This window comes from Peribacillus cavernae, from assembly GCF_003989135.1.
GTDB lineage: Bacteria > Bacillota > Bacilli > Bacillales > DSM-1321 > Peribacillus > Peribacillus cavernae.
Map to the genome: position 1 here is coordinate 127,887 of NZ_RYZZ01000007.1, position 23,182 is coordinate 151,068.

Genomic DNA, 23,182 nt, shown 5'->3' on the forward strand with positions numbered 1-23,182 from the left:
TTTAGTGGAAGCAAAGCCGCTTTAAAAGTAAAATAAATCTTTTTTGAAAAAAATAAAAAGCATATTGCTATTACAACGAGAGGAGCTATTTATTTATGAATTGGTATGAAAAGCTGAATCAATATTTTCCGATCGAAGAAATGAAATCCAAGGAGCATATGGAAACCCTGTTAGAGGAAAAGGGGGATATTTATCATAAAGATGAGGGCCGAAATCATGTATTGATGTATGTGGAAGACGATCGCTTTGTCTTTGTGGATTACTTATTTGTCTCTGGCAATTCAAGGGGACAGGGGCTTGGCAGAAAGCTTCTAGATAAACTGAAACAAAAGGGAAAGCCAATTTTATTGGAGGTAGAGCCAGCTACGGAACAGGATGTTGATACTGAAAAAAGGCTGCGTTTTTACAAACGCGAAGGTTTCAGACACGCGTCATCGATCAGCTACCGTCGTCGTTCCCTCGCGACAAATGAAATTAATGAAATGGAAATACTCTTCTGGGCGAATGATCACGCAGAAGATGAACAGATATATGAGTGTATGAAAAAGACTTATGAACAAATTCACATCTATAAAGACGAGACCCTATACGGGAAGAAATATCAGCTTGTAGAAGAAGTACTAAAGCTTAATGACTGTGAAGAAAAGCGTGATATTCTAAAGGTTGTCTAGCGAAGGTAATCTCTTTGCTCTTTTTTACGTCCTCTATAGTTTAAATCGATTAACCATGGGTAAACAATTAATAGGCGTAATTACATCTTTGCATTAACAATTTCAGTTATCATTGAAAAGGTAATATAACAGTTAATTGAGAAAATTACCCGGACAAAATTTATCGAAAGTGAATGAAACAGTACTCTTAATCCTTGGTTTCAGCTTAAACAGGGCGGGATCTACAAGGGAGATATAAGGATATACTACGAAATTCACATTTTTCGAAAAGGGTGTTCAAATCACTCGATCTGGTGTATAATAATTAATAGAAATTACTTATTTAAAGTTATTTCAAACTAGCGAAGAACATATGAAATTAATATAAGATTTCCCAGCATAGATCGTCGATTCTATATCCAGGGAGTGTGAATGTTTCATGGTTACATTGTATACATCACCAAGTTGTACTTCATGTCGAAAAGCAAAAGCGTGGCTGGAAGAGCATGATATTGAATATTCAGAAAGGAATATTTTCTCTGAGCCATTGTCAATCGATGAAATTAAAGAGATTCTTCGAATGACGGAAGATGGAACGGATGAGATTATTTCTACCAGATCAAAAACATTCCAAAAGCTTAATGTTAATTTAGAGGCATTGCCTCTCCAAGAATTATATAAATTAATTAAAGAAAATCCAGGTATGTTAAGACGGCCGATTATCCTTGATGAAAAGAGGCTGCAGGTAGGCTATAACGAGGATGAAATTCGTCGATTCCTTCCACGCAAAGTGCGAACATTCCAGCTTCGTGAAGCACAGAAAATGGTTAATTAATGAAGATGATTATGCCCTGGCAGGTCTCCTGCCAGGGCTGTTTGTTTTTTATACAATATTTTTAATGAGTTTGAATATAAATAAATAATGAGAATCCGCTGCCTGCAGATTAAAACGGCAAGCAGGTCAATTTCCGCAAGCTTTTTCCCGAGCTTTCAGAGTTGCAGATTTCTGATTTTTTTTGTAAAATGAATAAAATATTAGGCAAACAATTGTTTTTAAAATGGGACATGTTTTTATTTCCCTTATTGTCTGTTTTGTCATAAAATAAAAGAAAAATAGATTATTTTTACCGAGTGGCTGTGATTACAAATACGGCTTCATGGGTAAAGATATTGTAAAGAGCTTATAAAAGCTCGGGGGTTATTATCCCTTCAAAATGTGAACAGAAGGGAGAGGGACTATCATGGAAATAGAACGCATTAATGACGATACCGTAAAATTTTACATTTCTTATATAGATATTGAAGAACGCGGTTTTGACCGTGAAGAAATCTGGTACAGCCGGGAGCGAAGCGAAGAGCTTTTCTGGGAAATGATGGATGAGGTGCACCAGGAAGAAGAATTCATGATTGAAGGTCCTTTGTGGATTCAAGTACAGGCACTTGAGAAAGGCCTGGAGGTTCTCGTAACAAGGGCCCAATTAAGTAAAGACGGCCAAAAACTTGAACTTCCGATTTCCGATGAAAAGCTTAAGAATCTGCCTGTAGATGAAAAGATTGAGTCACTTTTGGATCAGCATTTCCAAGGAAAACAGCTTGACTCCAATATTCTCCAATTTGAGGACGGCATTCTCGAATTCATTACCGAGTTTGAGGATTTCGATGACTTAATTGCTCTTAGCAATCGCTGTGGCCTTGATGAGCTGGTTTCAAAGCTATTTGCGTACGGAAATAAATATTATCTGTGCATTGAGTTTTCTGAGGAAGAGATTGACGAAGAAGAAATCGATAACATACTAAGCCTTCTTTTAGAATACAGTGAGGAATCACCAATTACCGTACACATGCTTGAGGAATATGGAAAAGTAGTCATGGAAAGCGATGTTTTTGAAACAGTAAATAAATACTTTGCATGATGACAGGCCGATTTCATCAAGGAATCGGCTTTTTTATGAATAACAGTCAATCTTCCACTTCTCCACATGCTTAACATAAATATTTGTGTCAGGAGGATAGGATTTCGGATATTAAAGGTACATAATGGAATATATATTGAAGATGCTGGTACGGGCAGGTGGATTTTGTGAAGAATACAGTACGGGTTCTATTGTTGATCGTTCTTTTAGGAAGTCTGTGGTTTTTATTCAGGGATAACCTTAAAGGAGGAGGCTTCCTAGGTTATTTCAGTGTTTTGCTCTCATTTTCGCTTATTGTTATCGGAATTATCATTTTCCTTGAAAACAGGCATCCGGCCCAGACGATAACCTGGCTGGTTGTTTTTGGTGCGTTTCCATTGGTAGGTTTCATTTTTTATTTCCTGTTTGGCAGGAACTACCGGAAAGAGAGAGTGTTCCGTAAGAAATATTTTTTGGATAAGGAAGCGTTTTTAAAGGTCAGTGGCGAACCAGATGTCAGCAGAGAGAGGATTATGGAGATGGGGGGGCATCAGCAGAAGTTGTACAAGCTTGCACAACGGATTGGAAACAGCCCGATATCTTTTGGAACAGAAACACAAATATTGACAAATGGAAACGAAACGTTTTCCCATATCCTCGAAGAGCTTAAAAAGGCAAATCACCATATCCATATGGAATATTATATAGTTCGCCATGACAATATCGGGATGGACATTAAAAACATCTTGATTGACAAGGCAAAGCAGGGAGTAAAAATCCGCTTTTTATATGATTCCGTTGGATCATGGCAACTCTCTAGGCAGTATATTCAGGATTTGAAGAACGCCGGAGTTGAGATGGTCGAATTCGGCCCGGTAAGGCTCCCTTTTTTAAATAATAAATTTAACTTTCGGAATCACCGGAAAATTATCGTCATCGATGGGTCAGTTGCGTTCATGGGCGGTTTGAATATCGGCGATGAGTACTTAGGCCGCGACGAACATTTCGGGTTCTGGCGGGACACACATCTTATGCTGAAAGGGGAAGCGGTGCGTACGCTTCAGCTCATTTTTTTACAAGACTGGTATTACAGCACGGACCATAGTTTCCTGACTGATGAATACTTGTCACCTCTTCCGATTGTACATAATCATGGCGGTGTTCAAATGATAGCCGGCGGTCCAGATAATGAATTTACGGTTATCAAAAATATCTTCTTTTCAATGATTACATCGGCAAAAGAATCTGTTTGGATTGCATCACCGTATTTCATACCTGATGAAGATATATTCCAGGCACTGAAAATTGCTGCACTGAGCGGCCTTGATGTAAGGCTCCTTGTTCCGAAGAATCCCGATAAAAGGATTGTCTTTCATGCATCGCGCTCCTATTTTCCAGAATTGATGGAGGCGGGAGTCAGGATTTTTGAATATAAAAACGGATTCATGCACAGTAAAATTGTCATTGTAGACAACGAACTAGCTTCGATTGGAACTTCCAATATGGATATGCGCAGCTTTCACCTGAATTTTGAGGTAAATGCGTTTTTATATAAAACAGGAAGCACCCAAAAGCTTGTCAATGATTTCCTGCATGACATCCTGGAGTCCAGGGAATTGCATCTTGAAACATTTTCAAAACGAAATATCGGCTTGAAAATGATAGAATCAACATGCCGCCTGCTGTCGCCTCTTTTATAAGCAGCCGCAAAGGACCTGCGATCTATGGACGTTTCCCTCGCAGATCTCAGGTCCTTTTTTTTATTTTTTTGAAAAAGAAGGGATTCAAAGAGGAAATCTCGAATGTAAATAGGCAGAGAGGAGGAGATTCATGCTGACAGCAAAAAATAAACAAGGCTCCTACGTTAGCCTGTATAATATAATGACAAAAGAAAAGCTTCTCGAAATGAAAAAGGAAGAGACCTTTTATTGTCCTTGTTGTGAAACCGAAGTAACCATAAAAGCCGGAAACATAAAAATCCCGCACTTTGCCCACATCCGTAATTTCTCCTGCAATGCATCCTCTGAATCCGAGTCTGAATATCATCTGTTAGGGAAGACGAAACTTTACCAATGGCTGATCTATAAACAGTACCCTGCCTTTTTAGAAGCGTACATTCCGGAGATACGGCAAAGGGCTGATATCCTTTTAATTGCAGATTCCCAGAAATATGCCATTGAATTTCAAAGCTCAACCATTTCTGAGGAAGACTTTATCCGGAGAACCAATGCCTATCGCAGCCAAGGAATCATCCCGATCTGGATTCTTGCTGAACGAAACATCAATAAAATAGGGCAGAATATGTTTTCATTACGAAACTTTGATTGGATGTTTTTATCGGGCACCGAGGACTCACCGGCGATCATTGCCTTCTGCCCGTATAAAAGTCGAATAACAAAGCTTGAGAAAGTTTTCCCTTTTTCTCCGCGGACTGTGTTTGCCTATCAAAGCTTTGCAACCCTGCCTTCTATTCCCTTTGAGTCCTTGTTTCATCAGTCTTCCCATCGGCTTCCCTACCTCTCTTTATGGAGAGACAAAAGAAGATCCTGGTCTTTCCACAGTGCGAAAACCGCAAAGATAACACAACCCTTCTTCCGCTTTCTTTATGTGAATCGAATTTCTCCCGTTACCCTGCCTCCAGAAGTGGGGGTTCCCATTGCCGGAATGCATTTGGTAGAAACTGCATCGATCAAGTGGCAGGCCTATGTATTTATCGATACACTTTATCGAAAGGCTCAGGGCCAGACTCTGTCTATGAATGAATGTATCCATTCCTACAGCAGCAGAATAAAAAATGGTGATATCCGGTTAAGAAAGCTTTCTCTCCTTGATAAGAAAAATTACTTGTATCCGCTGATCAACTATGTGTGGTTTTTCAGAAAAACAGGGTATATAGAAGAGTATAATTCCGGATACTTTAAAGTAATGAAGAAAGTTGTGATTCCAAAAACATATGATCAATGGCTGGAGTTGGAAAAGGAATTTTACTATAGGCATCAAAAGCTGTTGCAGGAGGATAAATAAGGTAAAATAGTATTACGGATATTTCGGGCTTCGAATAACAGCAGGAATTTTTCCGGTAAAGGAGAAATAGTAATAGAAGAATTTTTGGAAATGGAGGATTCATTCATGGCACAGGATACAGGTGTAACAAAGCTGCCTTTAAGAGACGAAATTGCAGCGGAAGATACATGGAGATTGGAAGATATTTTTGCAACCGAAGAGGATTGGGAAAATGAATGGAAAGGTGTAAAGGAAGATCTGGCGAAGGCTGACTCCTTTAAGGGCACACTTGGGGATAGTGCTGAAAAATTGTATACCGCGCTTCAGTTTCAAGATGATGTTTTTGAGAGGCTGGGCAGGGTCTATACATATTCGCATATGCGTTATGATCAGGATACGACAAATTCCTTCTATCAGGGCATGGATGATCGTGCCAAAAGCTTATACTCCCAGGCGGCAAGTGCATTCGCCTTTGTCGTTCCTGAGTTGCTTGGCGTTGAGGAGAGCAGGATCCAACAGTTCCTTCAGGAAAAAGAGGAGCTGAAGCTTTACGAACATTCCTTGGAGGAAATCAACAAGCAAAGGCCTCACGTGCTTACAGCTGACCAAGAAGCGCTGCTTGCACAGGCATCTGAAGTGCTGGATGCGTCAAGCAATACATTCGGGATGTTAAATAATGCCGATCTTGTATTTCCGTCTATTAAGGATGAAAACGGCAATGAAGCGGAAATTACCCACGGCCGTTATATCCGTTTTCTTGAAAGTGAAAACCGCCGCGTTCGGGAGGAAGCATTTAAAGGGGTGTACGCCACTTACGGACAGTTCAAGAATACGTTCTCCAGCACCCTTTCCGGAGCGATTAAGAATCATAATTTTAATGCAAGTGTGCGTAAATATGAATCAGCCCGCCATGCTGCGTTGAGCAACAATAATATCCCCGAGAGCGTCTATGATAATTTAGTGAATACAGTGAATGAAAACCTTCATTTGCTTCATCGATACGTCGATTTGAGAAAGAAAGTGCTCGGGCTTGATGAACTCCATATGTACGACCTTTATACTCCATTGGTGAAGGAAGTCAAGATGGAGATACCCTATGATGAGGCAAAAGAGTATGTATTAAATGGTCTGACGCCACTGGGAGAAGATTATCTGAATGTGTTAAAGGAAGGCTTTGAAAACCGCTGGGTCGATGTCCAGGAAAACAAAGGCAAGCGAAGCGGCGCCTACTCCTCAGGTGCATATGGGACCAATCCGTACGTGTTAATGAACTGGCAGGACAACCTAAATAATTTATTCACGCTGGCGCATGAATTTGGCCACTCTGTGCATAGCTACTATACACGAAAAAACCAGCCGTTCCCATACGGCAACTATTCCATTTTTGTTGCAGAGGTTGCTTCCACCTGTAACGAGAACTTGCTGAATGATTATTTATTACAAACGATTGGTGATGAAAAGAAGCGAATTTATCTGTTGAACCATTACTTGGAAGGTTTCCGGGGAACGTTATTCCGCCAGACCATGTTTGCCGAATTCGAGCATTTGATTCATACAAAAGCACAGAATGGTGAAGCATTAACTGCTGATATGCTTACAAAAGAGTATTATGAATTGAATAAGAAATATTTCGGAAATAATATCGTCATTGATGAAGAAATTGGTCTGGAATGGTCCAGGATTCCGCATTTCTACTACAACTACTATGTATATCAATACGCAACCGGAATCTCCGCTGCTACGGCTTTAAGCAAACAAATCCTCGAAGAAGGGCAGCCTGCAGTGGAACGTTATATCGAATTTCTGAAATCAGGGAACTCCGACTATCCAATCGAGGTTCTCAAAAAAGCCGGAGTCGACATGACAGAGGCAGATCCGATCCGGGAAGCCCTTAAGGTATTTGAACAAAGACTAACAGAGATGGAATCTTTGTTAGGATAATCTGATACAAAAACAGCCTCTCAGGTGCGGAGGCTGTTTTTTGAATAACTATAGTATGTACTGGTATCTTGTTTTGCCGTGCAGGACGTGGTGAATTTTAGTCGACGCTCTTTAATACAAAGCCCTTCGCTTTTCTTAATCAGAAACCTTTAAATCGGTTACGCTGGTTAAAATGATAGAGAAAGAAGAATAAGGTGATAAATAAAAGAGGAGAGCTAATATAAACGGGAATGATTTTCATCAGTCCCAGCAACTGGAGAAATAACATGGCAATTAATAAGAACAGGTAAAAGACGATTTTTGCTTTCATTGGGCATGCCTCCCGGACCGGTCTATATTCCATGTATATGTATAAGGACAAACGCTATTCTAAAAATATGACAATATTGTGAAGAAAAGCACAAACTTCTTGAAATAAGTTTGGCTTGTCTGCTATAGTAAGATAGTAAAGTTGATCACAAGCAAACATACCCCCCTTTGTTTGGATGTGAAAATTCTTCCATCCCCTTTAGTACCTATAAATAGAAAAAGCCTTGCAAATCTGTGATTTGCAAGGCTTTTTCACTTTTAATGGGTCTCGATATACCTCCAGAATGTTCCGTACTTTGCAGGAATCATCTCGACAATTTGCTTGATGACAAGCTTTTTCATTTCCCGTTCCACTTCATTTTTGCTCATATTATAAACGACTTCAATTTCTTTCGTTGCCACTAGCTTGAAGGACTGGATAAAAGACTCGAGGGTAGGGGGACTTTTTGGTTTTGGGAGGCCTTGTAACATATCCTCAAGGATATGTACGTATATCTCATAAGGGTAGGAACCTAAAACTTTTATCCCTTCTTCTTCTATATTTTGATTGAAGAAGACAAGGGTGGGAAACTCATTGACATCCATCTCCGAGGTGATTTTCAAGTCGCATTGGAAACCTTTAGCAGCACTTGCAGAAGTGATGTCATTCATGAATTCGTCCACATCCAGGCCTACTTCGCGGGCGCATTCGATCAGGACTTTTATATCGGAAATGTCTCGCTTTTCAAGAAACAATAATTCCTGAAGCTTTCTCAAAAATAAAATCGCCGGCTTCCGCCCCTGCAATTCAGCCGCTTTTATCGCAATGGAGGCACTGTGAGGGGAAGCGATCGGATTTTCGAACCACAGGCTTCCATCACAGGACATTCCTGAACGGGAAGCGGTTCTTTCCCAAGTCTGGGCAATCGTATCGTAATTTTTATACTTCCCTCTGTTAAGAGATTCTAATTTACCGCTTAAGACGTGCTTTAAACTGAACAATTGGCTATATTCGATCTGCAATTTTTTTATTATTGGTTCCAAAGCCCAGCATTCAGGACATAAAGGATCCACAAATACATAAATTTCAATTGGCTTTTTTCCTGAACCAGGGCAGGCTTGAGAATTAATCCAATCAGTAATATTGAAAATCGGTTTTTGAGAACTCAATTGTCTTCTCCTTTCTCATCTTTTTCAGGTGTATTGATCATGTGCTGTGCTGTCAGATAAAGACGATGATAGAAAAACTCCCTAAATTCTCCTTTCAGGCCAACCTCGTCCATTGCCTCCCTCATGCACGATAGCCATGCTTCAGCACGGCTGGGAGTAACTTCAAAAGGAATATGGCGCGCCCGCAGCATCGGGTGGCCGTGTTCATTCGTATATAGTAAAGGACCACCGAGATATTGCGTCATAAATTGCTTTTGCTTTCTGGCAGTCTCAGTTAAATCGTCTGGAAAAATGGGTATGAGTTCCGGTTGCTTGCTTACCTTGGAGTAAAAGACATCAATTAGCCTGTGTAAAAGTTCCTCTCCAATTACCTCATAAGGTTTAGGGTTTCCTTCTGTCATGGTGATTACTCCTTTAAGATTAATGTATGATTATTTTAACAAGCGCCCTTCAATATCTCAAATTTCCAGCTTGCTGACAGGAGGAAGGAATGGGTTAAAGCTTTGAAAACACTGAATTCATTATTGTTGAAAGCGATTTCATTTTGATGAAAAAAAACTGGCTCGGAGTAGAGAAATTACTGGAATGCCACTTGCGAAAAGCGCTCGGCTTCAAAATCCAAATTCCCCTTCTCGAGACAGCCATATCACTTTAACTGTGATACGTATCCATGACTTTTTTTACATGGTTGCGGGTTTCTTTAAACGGAGGGATACCCCCGTATTTATCAACATTTCCAGGGCCCGCGTTATATGCCGCAAGCGCAAGCTCGATGTTTTCATTGTAGCGGTCAAGCATTTGGCGAAGATATTTGCTTCCTGCCATAACATTTTCATGCGGATCTAGTAAATTCTTTACACCGAGTCCTCTAGCAGTGGAAGGCATTAACTGCATTAATCCCGAAGCCCCGGCTCCACTCATCGCATCTGGGTTGAAATTGGACTCGTGCTGGATTACCGATTTAATGAGCTTTGCCGGTAAATGATACAGGCTGGCTGCTTTTTCAATGAGTTCTTTAAATTCCGCGGGAGTTTCTTTTCCCAAGGACAATGGCGCTGGCGGCAGGGCAGGGGATACGCTTAAGGGAGGCGGGCCAGCAGACGAACTTTCAAGCAAATTCCCGAGGATATTCTTGTCGGCCAGCATATCCACAAGCCCTCCAAGTTTCTGGGAAATGGCATTTCCCCCTTCCTGGCCGATAGCTGCATGGAGCATTTCCTGAAAAAGATTTCCGTCAGGTTGCCCGGCAGGATTTTGTGAATCGGTTAATCCTTGCAGTGACTGGAGATCCATCAACATTTTAACATCCTGTAATTTCAATTCTTTCACCTCAAGAAATTAATTTGGCAAGGCTGCCTTAATAGTTGAATTATTTATTGAATTTTGCCTGATAAAAGCGTCTAGTTTTATTTTCGGTTTTTCTTACAGGTATTTGAAGTTTTTGAAGCAAGTCTCCAAAAATTTCCTGTCCTTCGGTTTTATTTGATACCTCGTATTCTACCTCATAATCCTCCTTTGTTAAATAAGAACTATGATCAAACACTAGTAATCCGCCTTTATATGGAACTTCTGCCCTGCTTGTTTGCAGAGTGCCAAAATAACGAATGTCAGAGGAAGTGATCTTCAATGACTCTATTAACCTGGTAATTTCATTGTCCGGCAGGGATTTCCCGATTAATATATCATTTGCCAGTTCATTTGTCAGGGCTAGGTTCGTCTCAAGCAACCCATCTTCTGCAGGCTGTTTAAGTGTCAGTTCGGAATTTCCGTTTCTTTGGCGTATTCTTAATGCGGATCCTTTCTCCTTCAATTCGAAACTCGGTGTGTCGAAATAATGATTTTCCTGGGTTACAAAATCCAATTCGGCGACGTTGAAATATTCCTTAAGTTTATCGAATTCCTGTTTATTTACTAAGTTCTTGAATTCAATTTCGATGTGCTGATCCACTAGTATCATCTCTCCTATTGTTCTAATCGTGCTTATTTTAAGTAATATGGTATACGCACTCCTCATTTTCATTAACCTATGTGCTCAAGTTGGTCGAGCTGTTCTCTTACAACTATTATCCCTTTAATTTTTGTAACAGCAAACCGGAATTTTTAGGAATCATTGAGCGAATGTGATAAAATATAGTCGTGAAACTGGGAGGTTAAAATATGAGAGAGAAAATTACAATCAAGGAAATTGACATCGACAATCAACAACTGCTACTTAAAACAGAAGGTACCGTGGATTTGGCTGAACTGACACCAAAAGAACAGATGTTAGTGGATTCGGATGGTGCTGCTTTTATCTACATTACGGAAAATAACGATGATTATACATACATTTCACTGCCTGAAACCGTCTGGCCCCATCTTAAAGAGGCCGTGTCAAAAAAACTGCCAGTAGTCCTTATTTCAGATGATGAGAAGCTTGAATTGACAGGTATATCTGAAGAGCTCGCTTATTTAATAGATAATATTCAGGGAAACAGCAATTACGGGGAAGAACTTGTTTCAAGCGTAGAGCGGATTTTTTTGAAGTGATAGAGATAACTTTTGAACCTTGAAGGGTGTATAGCTCCAGCGGACAAGGATGGACTAGTGTGGACCAAGACATAAAGACGCGGCGATCTTAGTCGTTCTTTTTTTAACCACGGAGCTTGCGCTTTTCTTTTCTTAAATGACAGCTGAAAAGCGGAGTTGGGAACAGGTGGTGCAGCAAATGGAACATTGGGATGACTTTTTGGCCCCTTATAAACAGGCCATTGTTGAATTAAAGGTGAAATTAAAGGGTATGAGAACGGAATTTGAACGTGACCATGTCCATTCACCGATTGAGTTCGTCACGGGAAGGGTTAAGCCGATCATTAGTATTTTGGATAAGGCCGCCAAAAAGAATATCCCGCTGGACAAACTGGATACCGAAATGCAGGATATTGCAGGACTGCGGATGATGTGCCAGTTTGTGGACGATATCAAGAAAGTAGTCGAGCTGTTACGGATGAGGAATGATTTTGAAATAGTAGAAGAAAGGGATTATATCTCTCATAAGAAAGCGAGTGGTTATCGATCTTATCATGTGGTCATCCGCTATCCGGTCCAGACCATCCATGGTGAAAAGAAAATTCTTGTGGAGATTCAGATCCGGACGCTTGCGATGAACTTCTGGGCGACGGTCGAGCATTCCTTAAACTATAAATATAAAGGCGACTTTCCTGAAGACATCCAGGTTCGCCTGAAGAGGGCGGCAGAAGCGGCTTTTTCACTCGATGAAGAAATGTCGCAAATACGTCTGGAAATCCAGGAAGCACAGCGGATTTTTTCAAGAAAGAAAGAAACATTGGGAAAAGCGGAACGGGAGTAAAAAATCTATTAACTAGGATGAGATTTATGAAGTTTGCGGTAACCTCAAAAGGAGATGCTAAATCGAATGCGCTGATGCATAAAATGCGCACCTATCTTCAGGACTTTAACCTGGGATATGACGAAGACCAGCCGGATATCGTTGTGTCAATAGGAGGCGATGGTACACTATTGTATGCTTTTCACCGCTATAAAAACCGCCTGGATAAGACTGCCTTTGTCGGTGTACACACCGGCCACCTGGGTTTTTACGCCGATTGGACACCTGAAGAAATCGAAAAGCTTGTCATTGCTCTGGCTAAAACGCCATTTCAGGTCGTGGAATACCCGCTCCTGGAAGTGATCGTCCGTTATCAGCACGGCGGCAGGGAGTCTAGATTCCTTGCTTTGAATGAGTCAACGGTAAAAAGTGTGGAGGGAACCCTCGTTATGGATGTCGAGATAAGCGGACAGCATTTTGAAACATTCCGCGGTGACGGACTTTGCCTGTCAACTCCTTCCGGAAGCACGGCGTATAATAAAGCGCTAGGCGGGGCGATTATCCACCCTTCCTTTGATGCCATCCAGCTTGCTGAAATGGCTTCGATCAACAATCGGGTCTTCCGTACGGTTGGTTCGCCATTATTACTGCCGGCGCACCATACCTGCATGCTGAGACCGGTCAACAATGTAAACTTTCAAATTACGATTGATCATTTGTCCTTGCTTCATGAAGATGTTAAATTGATGCAATTTCGGGTAGCGGATGAGAAAATCCGTTTTGCCAGATTCCGTCGATTTCCTTTTTGGAAAAGGGTTCATGATTCTTTCATCGCAGAGTAAGGAGCTAATGCAAATACATGCCAAACAAAGAATTTCGAAACCCGTTCCGGCTTAAATGGGTGGCTGGCGAAAGCGATGCCGGCAAGTTGTTGAGAGAATTCTTGAGCAAACAACACATTTCCAAACGGACATTGACAGCGATCAAATTCGACGGTGGAAAACTAATCGTAAACGATAGAGAAGTGACAGTTCGATATATGCTGCAAAACGGCGATAAAATCGAGGTTATTTTTCCCCCGGAAGAGACGAGCGAGGGGCTTATTGCTGAAAATATCCCGATCCAGATTAAATATGAAGATGAGTTTGTCCTTGTTGCCGTAAAACCGGCTTACATGAATACAATCCCATCAAGGGAACATCCAACCGGCAGCCTTGCCAACGCTTTGGCAGGCTACTACAGAAAAAAAGGACTAGCATCCACCATCCATATTGTTACGAGGCTCGACCGCGATACTTCAGGGCTTGTGTTGATTGCAAAGCACCGGCATGTGCATCACTTGCTCGGCGAACAGCAGCAACAAGGTTTGGTGAAGCGGAAATACCTAGCGGTTGTTGAAGGCATCATCAAAGAAGAAAAGGGCAATATTGAAGAACCGATTGGCCGAAAACCAACAAGCATCATTGAACGGGAAGTAAGAGCCGATGGCCAATATGCCTGCACGCTTTTTGAGGTAATGGCCCGGTTAAGCGGATACACTTATATTGGACTTCAGCTTTTGACGGGACGAACCCACCAGATTCGTGTCCATTTATCACACTATGGCTTCCCGCTTGCGGGTGATGATTTATATGGAGGACACAGGAATGATATTTCCAGACAAGCCCTGCATTGCTGCAGCGTGATGTTTTTCCATCCATTGATCAAGAAGACCCTTACGTTTGAGGAACCGCTTCCAGCTGATATGCTTCGGCTCATTAATCAATCGCGGTAATCTCTTCGGCTGCATACAATATCAGTACTCGGAAAGGGCTTGATTCCCTGAAAATAGAGGGTATCGATCCCTTTAATTATTGGATAACATGGATGAGAGGCAATGAATCCTTTTCAAATTTATTGGTTACGGTCCAGACAATGCGGAACTAAAATTTAGACTGGTGAGCACCTTAAGAGCGATTTTTCAGACTTATGAGCTATTACTCGGATTTAAGAGCGATTCTTCAGATTTAAGAGCCATTATCCAAATTTATGAGTGCCCCCTCATATTCTTTTTAATCAAACACAGTACGAAACTTTTCAGCAATATACGGCATGGTTGAAGGAACATCAACCAGTTCCATCTCCGGATATCGAAGGCCGCTTAATTTCCCCCCGAACACACAGCCAGTATCAATGTTATATGTGTGGTTTACTTTGCGCGCTTCCGGAACCGGTGTATGTCCGTAGACAATCCATAGCTCACCGGTATAGCTCTTAGCCCAATCAAGCCTTTCCGGAGTGCCGTCAGGGTGTTTCGCACCGGTAATATCCCCATAGAGCACGAAAGTTTTTACCCTATCATTAAATTTCCCAATGTAGTCACCGCGAATGCCGGCGTGGGCGATGATTAACTTTCCATCATCGGTAGTTTGGTAAAGCGGTGCCTGCTCATAGAGGTCAATAAACTTTTTTCTCACTTTCTTTTGCTCGCGGGCCGGCAGGGCTTCATATTCTGCAACAGTTGTCTCCAGTCCGTGCTTGATTTGCACTTTATTTCCTTGAAAATAACGGTATAGTTTGTTACAGTGGTTGCCCGGTGAATATAAGGCTTTTTGTTTCAAAACGAGTTCATATACAGCTTCAATGACTTTTAACGAAGCCGGTCCCCTGTCAGTCAGGTCTCCTACAAATGCGAGGATCCTGTTAGAAGGATGTACAGGTATTCCGCTATCCCAGGAGTAACCGAGTTGTTTTGTCAGCTTTCTGAATTCTTCAAAGCAGCCGTGAATATCGCCAATGATATCTATCTTCATTCTTTTTCACCCTTTAAATATTTTCTTTGTAATATAAGCTAATAGTATATTACCCCAGAGGGAAAATTAAATCATCGTCTTTGTCAACTTTGAAAAGCTTTTTTTTACAGGGGGAGGTGCCATGAAATGCCGGATTCCGTGGAAAACGAAAAGAACTATGTAAATGCCAGTCTGTTAATTGAAGCTTTAATGCTTGAGGATATCGATTCTTTTCGTAAAGAATTTGTTGAACTGCATCCGTACGATCAGGCACAGTTTTACACTGGTTTAGAGGCTGACATTCGTCCTAAGGTATATCTTTACCTTTCACCGGAGGAAATGGCCGGCCTCTTTGAAAATATCGAGATTGAAGAAGAAGAATATGAAAACTTGCTTGCTGAAATGGCCCCTGCATATGTGGCAGAGATGCTCTCGCATATGTATGCCGATGATGCAGCAGATGTTTTAAACGAGCTGGATAAAGAACAGGCCGTCAGCTACTTGACGATCATGGATGATGAAGCAGCCAAGGAAATCAAAGTACTGTTAAGCTATGAAGAATATACGGCCGGAAGCATCATGACTACGGAGTATATCGCCATTTCGGCCAACCAGACCGTGCGTTCAGCGATGTACATTCTGAAAAAGGAAGCACCCCAGGCTGAAACGATTTATTATGTATACGTGGTGGGTGATGACCGCAAGCTTGTAGGGGTTATCTCGCTTCGTAATTTAATTATTGCCGATGATGAGACGATGATCTCGGAAGTCATGTTTGACCGTGTGGTTGCTGTATCTGTTTCCGAGGACCAGGAAGAAGTCGCACGAAAGATGAGGGACTATAATTTCCTTGCTGTGCCGGTAGTCGATTTTCAGGAACATCTAATCGGGATCATAACGGTTGATGATATCCTCGATGTTATCGATGAAGAGGCATCTGACGACTACTCAAAACTCGCTGGTGTTTCTGACTTGGACCGGGTTGATAAAAACCCGTTTGCCGCGGCTAAAAAAAGGCTGCCCTGGCTAGTCATTCTTTTGTTTTTAGGGATGATGACAGCAAGCCTGATCGGCAGATTCGAAGAAACATTGAGCCAAAAGGCCATTTTGGCAGTGTTTATTCCGCTTATTGCCGGCATGGCAGGAAATACGGGGACTCAGGCACTTGCAGTTGCCGTACGGGGGATTGCCACCGGTGATTTGGAAGAAGAAAGCATGTGGAAGCTCATTATCAGGGAAGCTGGAACCGGCCTGATCACCGGAGCCACCTGCGGGATATTGGTGACCTTTATCGTATTTATCTGGCAGCATGACCTGGTGCTTGGGCTCCTTGTCGGCGTTTCCATTTTCGCGACACTAATCGTAGCAACCCTTGCCGGTTCCCTGGTTCCGCTGTTCATGCATAAAATGAAAATCGACCCTGCCGTGGCATCCGGCCCATTCATTACGACGATCAATGATATTATCAGTATTTTAATCTATTTTGGAATGGCGACCTTGTTCATGAGCTATCTTTCATAGCAAAACATAAGGACAGCCAGAAATACTGGCAAGAACCTTCAGGTATATGATGCTGGGGGTTCTCTTTCGTTCCTAAGGCAATATCAACCATTTAATTCATTAAGCTAACGTAAATGCTAATTAGTCCACTATTCTAAGGCAGACTAATCGTTTACGAAAAACATTTTGATTCCATAACAATATTTGCTATACTCTAATTAGTACTAGGTGCTAATAACTTGTATTCAATAGGAGGCCATCAAGCCATGACTCTATCATTAGATGGGAAAACATACGTAGTAATGGGTGTTGCCAACAAACGGAGTATCGCCTGGGGAATTGCACGTTCCCTGCATGCGGCAGGTGCAAAGTTAATTTTTACATATGCAGGCGATCGTCTTGAAAAAAATGTGAAAGAGCTGGCAGAATCCCTGGGTGCATCATCACCGGTGCTGCCATGTGATGTGACAAATGATGCCGATATCGAAAAATGCTTTACGGCAATCAAGGAAGAAGCAGGAACGATCCATGGTTTCGCCCATTGCATCGCTTTTGCCAATAAGGAAGAGCTTGAAGGCGATTACCTGAATACGACACGCGATGGTTTCCTGCTTGCCCATAACATCAGCTCCTATTCCCTGACTGCAGTCGCCAAGGCAGCAAAGGAGCTAATGACTGAGGGTGGCAGCATCGTGACATTGACATACCTTGGCGGCGAGCGCGTTCTGCCAAATTATAATGTCATGGGTGTAGCAAAAGCCTCATTGGATGCAAGTGTAAGGTATTTAGCGAGCGACCTTGGCAAACAAGGAATCCGGGTAAATTCGATTTCTGCCGGACCAATTCGTACATTGTCAGCAAAAGGAATCAGCGACTTTAACTCGATTTTGCGAAAAATTGAAGAGGAAGCCCCACTCCGCCGTACTACCACTCCTGAAGAAATAGGGGATACAGCTGTTTTCTTATTCAGCGACATGGCCCGCGGCATTACTGGGGAAAACATTCACGTTGATTCCGGTTATCATGTGATTGGTTAATCTCATCTGGACATTTGTGCAAAAATATCAAAAAAGTTAACAAAGCTTGTCCGTTTCGGACAGGCTTTTTTTCATGGATCAGGGTTTTGTAAAGACTGAGATTGATATTTTTAATAAAAAACAGATTTGACAGATAATGAACCACGCCAAATTGAAGAGGAACTTTTTAGTAAAAAAAATGCTAAGAAAAAATTGACAGTCCATATTTTGGGTGATATTATACACTTATGTTCTTTATAACGAATGGTTTGAATGACGTTTAATTCAAGATTCTTTTTATTTGCAGCAGCAATTCGATTACAGAAGATTTACTTTAGATGTTCTTTATTAAGAAAATTCCTTAAGAAAGGCGGTGAAAATATGAAAAAGGCATGGAATAAACCGGTGATAGAGATTCTCGACGTTAGTATGACGATGAAGTTTTTTCCTCCGGGACATGGTCATCCCGGAGAACCTCCCCCTCCCATAGATCCTTTAGACAGTTAATTTATGATCAGGAAATACAATATCATCGTTGCCCTTATACTGGAAAAGAAGTATAGGGGCTTTGAGAATCCTGCGATGGTAAGGAAATGAATGGATCTGAAGTAACAGTATAGGGCGGTTATGAAGCATGTATGAAATCGTTAAAACATATCGACAACAAAAAAAGTTTGAAAATACCTGGGAATATTTTTGTGAAAAATATGGGTGGTACAACGATCCATATGCCAAAAATGGGGTAAGATACAATCTACTATTACCCATGGGAAATTCCATTAGACAAAAAGAGGTAATTGGAACCATTGAGTTCATCCCGTATGATCCAAGAAATCCAAACAGCACGGTAGAAGGGCCATCAAGGTTTGAGTTTTCGAAATATGATGAAATCAGGCTGCATCAAAATCGAATCTGGGAGATTGATAAGCTTTGCATTCATAAAGAGTACCAGCGTCAGGGGTATTTCCAACATTTTATGCACGTATTCTATGACCATGCAAATAGAAATAATCCCAAATATTATTTGGCACTTATTGAGAAAAAGTTATTTCGGATGCTGCGAATATCATTTGGTTTTCGTGTGGAACAAAAAGGGGAAGCATACGTCGGACCGAATACGGTTCTTATACCAGTCGTGTTTGATATAGAGAAAATGATGCAGGATGAAGAAACAGTAAAAACAATATTAGCCACTACACAATCCTTCCAGGAATATAATGTAAGGAAATCCCACTCTAAAATGTCCGTCATCCATCAGGACCAGAGCAACAAGATTAGCTTCTTTAAAAAGCTATTTGGCCGCTAGTACATATAAAGAGGTAACCTTTGGTTTTTATTCAAACCATTTCGCAACGGTAAATGGAACCATAAATACTTTTTACAAGAGAGATGAATTTATTGTTGACATGTTCTTTATAAAGAACTAGTATGAATAAGAGGTCACCGTTTAAAAAAACAAATGCCATTCCATACACAGTTCAAATGAAAGTAAACAAAAGTAAGGTATTAACAAGATTTTTTTTGGTAGTATTGTTCGATATATAGAATAAGAATAAAATAGACATTCAACAAAATTTATTAAAGCAAAGGTGGTTCTAATGGGCGGGGAAAAACAGCAGAACTCCATCGAGAATACGAAGGGAAAAGAAATTAATTTAAAGGAATATTACGAGGTAATAAAGAAACGTCTCTGGATTATTATCCTTGTTACAATCCTGACAACATCAGCAGGGATTTTCTATAATAACCTCAATAATGTCCCACTCTATCAGACGTCTACAAGAATTATTATTGAATCAGACTCTGAGAATATGAAGACTCTAATGGTCATGATCAAAGATCCCATTATTATGGAAAAAGTAAAAGATGAGTTACAACTATCGGGATCTTCTGAAGGAATAGCTGGGCAAATAGTGGTTGAAAGAGTTGATGAATCGAAAGTGGTTAGAATTTCTGCAACTGATGCAGACCCAGAGATGGCGGCTAACATTGTGAATACAACAGCAAAAGTATTTAAAAATGAAATTGTGAATATTTTAGATTTCAAAGGAGTGCGGTTATTATCTGAGGCAAAGGTAAACCCCAACCCTATCAACGAAGCTCAAAATCGCACCATCATCATCGCATTAGTGTTTGGAATCATCGCGGGAATTGGTTTGGTATTCTTGTTGGATTCCTTGGATGGGACCATCAAAAGGGAAAGTGAGGTTGAGGATGTGCTAGGGGTACCAGTTATCGGGGTCATTGCCAATCTGAATAAGAAAAAACTATTTGCTAAAAAAATTAAACAGGCAGAGTTGAAATTAAGGGGTGAGACACTTGATATTCAATAAGAAACATCAAGCATCTGTCTTGAAAAAAAGAAATCTAGTCACTTTTTCCAATCCATATTCCATCATATCTGATCAATTTCGGACGATAAGAACAAACATTCAATTTTTATCAGAGGAGAGAAAGAAACGTACATTCCTAATAACCTCAACTGGAAAGAGTGAAGGGAAATCAACGATAATAGCAAATTTAGCCGTCTCGATGTCCCAACAAAAAGAAAAGGTACTTCTGATTGACGCTAATTTAAGGGAACCGATCATTCATAAGATCTTTAAAATCCCGAATGAAGTTGGATTAACAAATGTGCTGACGAATCGAATCATTTTCGAGGACGCGATTCAACGTCCAGGGATTGGCAAAATGAAGATACTATCGAGTGGGTCAATTACTGCTAATCCTGCAGAGTTACTGGGTTACGAACAGATGACGGATTTATTAAGGATGGCATCGAATTCATATGATATCGTACTAATCGATTCTCCTTCTGTATTAGAATTTACGGAAACGAGAGTATTAGCAAATCAATGTGATGGAGTCGTTTTAGTCTTAAATCGAGGAAAAACTGAGCTGGAAAAGGCAGCAGAAGCCAGAAGAGTATTAGAGCTTGCCCATGCAAAACTAATCGGGGCGATTATCAACGAAAAATAGAACGTTGAAATTTTTTTAGACTACTTGTTCTTTTTTAAGAACGAAATATTCGTTATCCAACTAAAACAATAAAATAATTTGGTGATGCCTACTTTCCATTATCAATGAAGGCACTCGATCATGCTGTGGGTTGAAAGAAACCTTAGACGCAAGTCGTCGAAAGTGTGGTGTGAGGAAGGGTTAGATGCCCATTTTGTTTTTACAAGATAAATATTAGAACTGGTGTCTAGTTCCGACATCGCCACAGAACGTAGCGGTTGTTAGTCGATGTCCCTCTCTGCAATGCGCTTGCGCTTTGCTGATGTAAAGTTCTTATGTATGAGGTTTCGTAAAGACCTTATACATAAGAACTTTACTTTATTTTAAGGAGTCGTTGGGTAAATGGAGATCCTTGATAGCCACCCGAAATCAATCAAAAAAGCGATCAGATACATCAAACAAGATGCTTCGAAAGAGCAGCTTATCGAAATCAAGAAGCTGCTGGATTATGCAATTAAAACTAGAATACGGAATCTTGAAGTAGACAACCACGAAATAATTAGTTAAAGGAAGGAGCCAGGATATGACGTACGGACAGAGGTTGTCCTTATTTATCATGATTGATTCGTGTATTGTATTGAGTGCCATTTTTATTAGTTCGTTTCTCGTAAATGCGAACATCTATGTGTTTACCTTTCCATTAATTATGAGTTCTCTTGCTATCTTGTTTAGTCACCACTTTTTTTCCGTACAGTTCAAGCTTTATAAGAAGGCGTGGGAATATGCAAGTATTGGGGAATTGTTAATAATTATTAAAGTCGTATCTTACTCGATTCTTTTTGCCGTTATCGTCCAGCAAGCCTTGATTCAGGAAATACATTTTAGGCTGCTAGCTGTGACATGGCTGCTTCATATGTTGTTAATAGGGGGATCGAGATTTGTCTGGAGATTTTATCGAGATTCAATCATCAATAAGCAAGAAAACAAGAAAAGGACGTTAATAGTCGGTGCAGGATCGGCAGGGACTATGGTAGCAAGACAGCTGTTTAAGAATAAGGAGGTCGACCTTTTACCGGTTGCGTTCATAGATGATAATATCAAAAAACATCATCTTGATATTTTGGGAATCCCTGTCATTGGCGGGGTTGGAAAAATCGAGAGCGTGGTAAAGGAACTCGACATTGAAAATATCATCATTTCGATTCCCTCACTTAGCAAAAAAGAATTAAACATTATCTTTCAAGAGTGTGCAAAAACAAAGGCGAAAACCAAAATTCTTCCGATGCTGGAGGATTTAGTAACGGGAAAAGTTTCTGTGAATCAATTTCGTGATGTTCAGGTGGAAGATCTCCTGGGAAGGGATCCAGTGGAAATGGACATCGACAGTATATCTGATTACATCACAAACAAAGTGGTGTTAGTCACTGGAGCAGGGGGGTCAATTGGCTCTGAAATATCGCGGCAAATTTCCAAATTCAATCCAAGAAAGTTAATTTTGCTCGGTCACGGTGAAAACAGTATTTATTCAATTGAAATGGAGTTAAAAGTCAATTTTAGAGATACTGAGATTGAATTTATCACAGAAATTGCAGACTTACAGGATGCTAAGAAAATGATGTCGGTTATGAGTACATATAACCCCGATGTTGTTTACCATGCTGCCGCTCATAAACATGTACCGTTAATGGAGAGAAATCCGGAAGAAGCTGTTAAAAATAATGTAATTGGAACAATGAATATTGCTAAAGCGGCAAGCTGGCACAATGTCGAAACGTTTGTAATGATTTCGACTGATAAAGCGGTCAACCCGACAAGTGTAATGGGGGCAACGAAAAAACTTGCAGAAATGATCATTCAGGATATGGATAAACAAAGCAATACCAAGTTTGTTGCTGTCAGATTCGGGAACGTATTAGGAAGCCGCGGAAGTGTGATCCCGCTATTTAAAAAGCAAATCGAAAAGGGAGGTCCGGTGACGGTAACTCATCCGGATATGGTCCGCTATTTTATGACAATCCCGGAAGCATCAAGGCTTGTCATTCAGGCTGGTGCACTGGCAAAAGGCGGCGAAATCTTCGTATTAGATATGGGGGAACCGGTAAAAATAGTCGACCTGGCAAAAAATCTAATCAAGTTATCAGGGAATTCAATTGAAGAAATCGGCTTAGAATTCACAGGAATGAGGCCGGGGGAGAAGCTTTTTGAAGAATTGTTGAAAGCAGATGAAATCCATGATCAGCAAGTGTATCCAAAGATTTATATCGGAAAAACGGCAGAGCTTTTTGTGGAAGAGATTGAGGAAATCATCTCCATCTATTCAAACTTGGATAAAGAAACACTGAGGGAGAAACTAGTAAACCTTGCAAATAATAAGATCCTCTCTCAACCAAGACAAATTATGTCCATATCGGGGTAAAAGGAGGCAATGAAGTGAAAGTTAGGATGCGATAGCTGAACTCAATAAGCATGAAGCGGTTTATGCATACGACTTTGAAGGAACACGCTATGATGTTGGGGAGAAGATGGGATTTATTAAGACAACGATTGAATTTGCTCTACAGCGCGAGGATTTAAGAAAGAATTTACTAGACTATCTTTCATCAATTGTTGAAAAAGAGCTGATTAGATAGTTGAAAAAAATGATTATAAGACAGATGGGTGATAT

Annotated in this window: 24 protein-coding genes and 1 pseudogene; 19 read left to right on the forward strand and 6 right to left on the reverse strand. The window is 40.7% G+C overall.

Translation table 11 applies throughout. From position 1 onward, the window contains the following. Nucleotides 1-95: 95 nt before the first annotated feature. The 6 genes from ELQ35_RS06725 (at nt 96) to pepF (ending at nt 7,486) form a co-directional block, all read left to right on the forward strand. A complete protein-coding gene (locus ELQ35_RS06725) occupies nt 96-671 on the forward strand; it encodes a GNAT family N-acetyltransferase (protein WP_126864064.1) in 576 nt (191 codons plus the stop codon). 418 nt (nt 672-1,089) lie between these two features. After that, nucleotides 1,090-1,485, forward strand: coding sequence for a transcriptional regulator SpxA (gene spxA, locus ELQ35_RS06730; protein WP_126864065.1), 396 nt, complete (start codon nt 1,090-1,092; stop codon nt 1,483-1,485). 406 nt (nt 1,486-1,891) lie between these two features. Beyond that, nucleotides 1,892-2,563 (forward strand): adaptor protein MecA, encoded by a 672-nt coding sequence (gene mecA / locus ELQ35_RS06735; RefSeq protein ID WP_126864066.1) that lies wholly within the window; start codon nt 1,892-1,894, stop codon nt 2,561-2,563. 167 nt (nt 2,564-2,730) lie between these two features. Further along, nucleotides 2,731-4,242, forward strand: coding sequence for a cardiolipin synthase (gene cls / locus ELQ35_RS06740; RefSeq protein WP_126864067.1), 1,512 nt, complete (start codon nt 2,731-2,733; stop codon nt 4,240-4,242). A 130-nt stretch (nt 4,243-4,372) separates the two neighbouring features. Further along, complete coding sequence (locus tag ELQ35_RS06745) at nt 4,373-5,566, forward strand: competence protein CoiA (RefSeq protein ID WP_126864068.1); 1,194 nt, start codon at nt 4,373-4,375, stop codon at nt 5,564-5,566. A 105-nt stretch (nt 5,567-5,671) separates the two neighbouring features. Then, nucleotides 5,672-7,486: an oligoendopeptidase F gene (pepF, locus tag ELQ35_RS06750; protein WP_126864069.1), complete on the forward strand. Its 1,815-nt coding sequence runs from the start codon at nt 5,672-5,674 to the stop codon at nt 7,484-7,486. A gap of 139 nt (nt 7,487-7,625) precedes the next feature. Here the strand turns inward: pepF and ELQ35_RS22535 are convergent, their stop codons facing one another. The 5 genes from ELQ35_RS22535 to ELQ35_RS06770 form a co-directional block, all read right to left on the reverse strand. Further along, the gene (locus ELQ35_RS22535; protein ID WP_185861686.1) at nt 7,626-7,796 is read right to left on the reverse strand and encodes a hypothetical protein; all 171 of its coding nucleotides are present in this window, start codon (nt 7,794-7,796) and stop codon (nt 7,626-7,628) included. A gap of 257 nt (nt 7,797-8,053) precedes the next feature. Then, nucleotides 8,054-8,944, reverse strand: a complete 891-nt coding sequence (locus ELQ35_RS06755) for a ClpXP adapter SpxH family protein (RefSeq protein WP_126864070.1) — start codon at nt 8,942-8,944, stop codon at nt 8,054-8,056. After that, a complete protein-coding gene (locus tag ELQ35_RS06760; protein WP_126864071.1) occupies nt 8,941-9,345 on the reverse strand; it encodes a globin domain-containing protein in 405 nt (134 codons plus the stop codon). The genes ELQ35_RS06755 and ELQ35_RS06760 overlap by 4 nt, the downstream gene beginning before the upstream one ends. A gap of 250 nt (nt 9,346-9,595) precedes the next feature. After that, nucleotides 9,596-10,264, reverse strand: a complete 669-nt coding sequence (locus ELQ35_RS06765) for a lytic transglycosylase domain-containing protein (protein WP_370873373.1) — start codon at nt 10,262-10,264, stop codon at nt 9,596-9,598. 49 nt (nt 10,265-10,313) lie between these two features. After that, nucleotides 10,314-10,892 (reverse strand): CYTH domain-containing protein, encoded by a 579-nt coding sequence (locus ELQ35_RS06770; RefSeq protein ID WP_126864072.1) that lies wholly within the window; start codon nt 10,890-10,892, stop codon nt 10,314-10,316. Nucleotides 10,893-11,101: 209 nt separating this feature from the next. Here ELQ35_RS06770 and ELQ35_RS06775 point away from each other — a divergent pair, with 209 nt between their 5' ends. From ELQ35_RS06775 to ELQ35_RS06790, 4 genes are all read left to right on the forward strand, one after another. Further along, nucleotides 11,102-11,473 (forward strand): UPF0738 family protein, encoded by a 372-nt coding sequence (locus ELQ35_RS06775; RefSeq protein WP_126864073.1) that lies wholly within the window; start codon nt 11,102-11,104, stop codon nt 11,471-11,473. A 178-nt stretch (nt 11,474-11,651) separates the two neighbouring features. Next, nucleotides 11,652-12,293, forward strand: a complete 642-nt coding sequence (yjbM, locus tag ELQ35_RS06780) for a GTP diphosphokinase (protein ID WP_126864074.1) — start codon at nt 11,652-11,654, stop codon at nt 12,291-12,293. Between the two features lie 26 nt (nt 12,294-12,319). After that, a complete protein-coding gene (locus tag ELQ35_RS06785; protein WP_126864075.1) occupies nt 12,320-13,114 on the forward strand; it encodes an NAD kinase in 795 nt (264 codons plus the stop codon). 17 nt (nt 13,115-13,131) lie between these two features. Next, nucleotides 13,132-14,046, forward strand: coding sequence for an RluA family pseudouridine synthase (locus ELQ35_RS06790; protein ID WP_126864076.1), 915 nt, complete (start codon nt 13,132-13,134; stop codon nt 14,044-14,046). Nucleotides 14,047-14,323: 277 nt separating this feature from the next. Here ELQ35_RS06790 and prpE read toward each other — a convergent pair whose 3' ends face one another. Then, nucleotides 14,324-15,064 carry a bis(5'-nucleosyl)-tetraphosphatase PrpE gene (gene prpE, locus ELQ35_RS06795; protein ID WP_126864077.1) on the reverse strand — a complete coding sequence of 247 codons (741 nt, stop codon included), beginning with the start codon at nt 15,062-15,064 and terminating at the stop codon, nt 14,324-14,326. 126 nt (nt 15,065-15,190) lie between these two features. On the opposite strand from prpE, the gene mgtE reads away from it, so the two are divergent. The 9 genes and pseudogenes from mgtE to ELQ35_RS23050 all read left to right on the forward strand — a co-directional run. Further along, the gene (gene mgtE, locus ELQ35_RS06800) at nt 15,191-16,564 is read left to right on the forward strand and encodes a magnesium transporter (RefSeq protein ID WP_126864078.1); all 1,374 of its coding nucleotides are present in this window, start codon (nt 15,191-15,193) and stop codon (nt 16,562-16,564) included. Nucleotides 16,565-16,809: 245 nt separating this feature from the next. Next, nucleotides 16,810-17,580, forward strand: coding sequence for an enoyl-ACP reductase FabI (gene fabI, locus ELQ35_RS06805; RefSeq protein WP_126864079.1), 771 nt, complete (start codon nt 16,810-16,812; stop codon nt 17,578-17,580). 360 nt (nt 17,581-17,940) lie between these two features. Next, the gene (locus ELQ35_RS23705; protein ID WP_185861687.1) at nt 17,941-18,066 is read left to right on the forward strand and encodes a paeninodin family lasso peptide; all 126 of its coding nucleotides are present in this window, start codon (nt 17,941-17,943) and stop codon (nt 18,064-18,066) included. A 127-nt stretch (nt 18,067-18,193) separates the two neighbouring features. Beyond that, complete coding sequence (locus tag ELQ35_RS06815) at nt 18,194-18,865, forward strand: hypothetical protein (protein ID WP_126864081.1); 672 nt, start codon at nt 18,194-18,196, stop codon at nt 18,863-18,865. A 292-nt stretch (nt 18,866-19,157) separates the two neighbouring features. Beyond that, the gene (locus ELQ35_RS06820) at nt 19,158-19,892 is read left to right on the forward strand and encodes a YveK family protein (RefSeq protein WP_126864082.1); all 735 of its coding nucleotides are present in this window, start codon (nt 19,158-19,160) and stop codon (nt 19,890-19,892) included. Then, a complete protein-coding gene (locus ELQ35_RS06825) occupies nt 19,879-20,538 on the forward strand; it encodes a CpsD/CapB family tyrosine-protein kinase (RefSeq protein WP_126864083.1) in 660 nt (219 codons plus the stop codon). The genes ELQ35_RS06820 and ELQ35_RS06825 overlap by 14 nt, the downstream gene beginning before the upstream one ends. Nucleotides 20,539-20,919: 381 nt before the next feature. After that, the gene (locus ELQ35_RS22545; protein WP_185861688.1) at nt 20,920-21,084 is read left to right on the forward strand and encodes a hypothetical protein; all 165 of its coding nucleotides are present in this window, start codon (nt 20,920-20,922) and stop codon (nt 21,082-21,084) included. 16 nt (nt 21,085-21,100) lie between these two features. Beyond that, entirely contained in the window at nt 21,101-22,933 is a 1,833-nt protein-coding gene (locus ELQ35_RS06830) for a polysaccharide biosynthesis protein (protein WP_126864084.1), read from the forward strand. Nucleotides 22,934-22,958: 25 nt separating this feature from the next. Further along, nucleotides 22,959-23,147: pseudogene (locus ELQ35_RS23050) on the forward strand (UTP--glucose-1-phosphate uridylyltransferase); the annotation flags it as partial. Between the last annotated feature and the right edge of the window lie 35 nt (nt 23,148-23,182).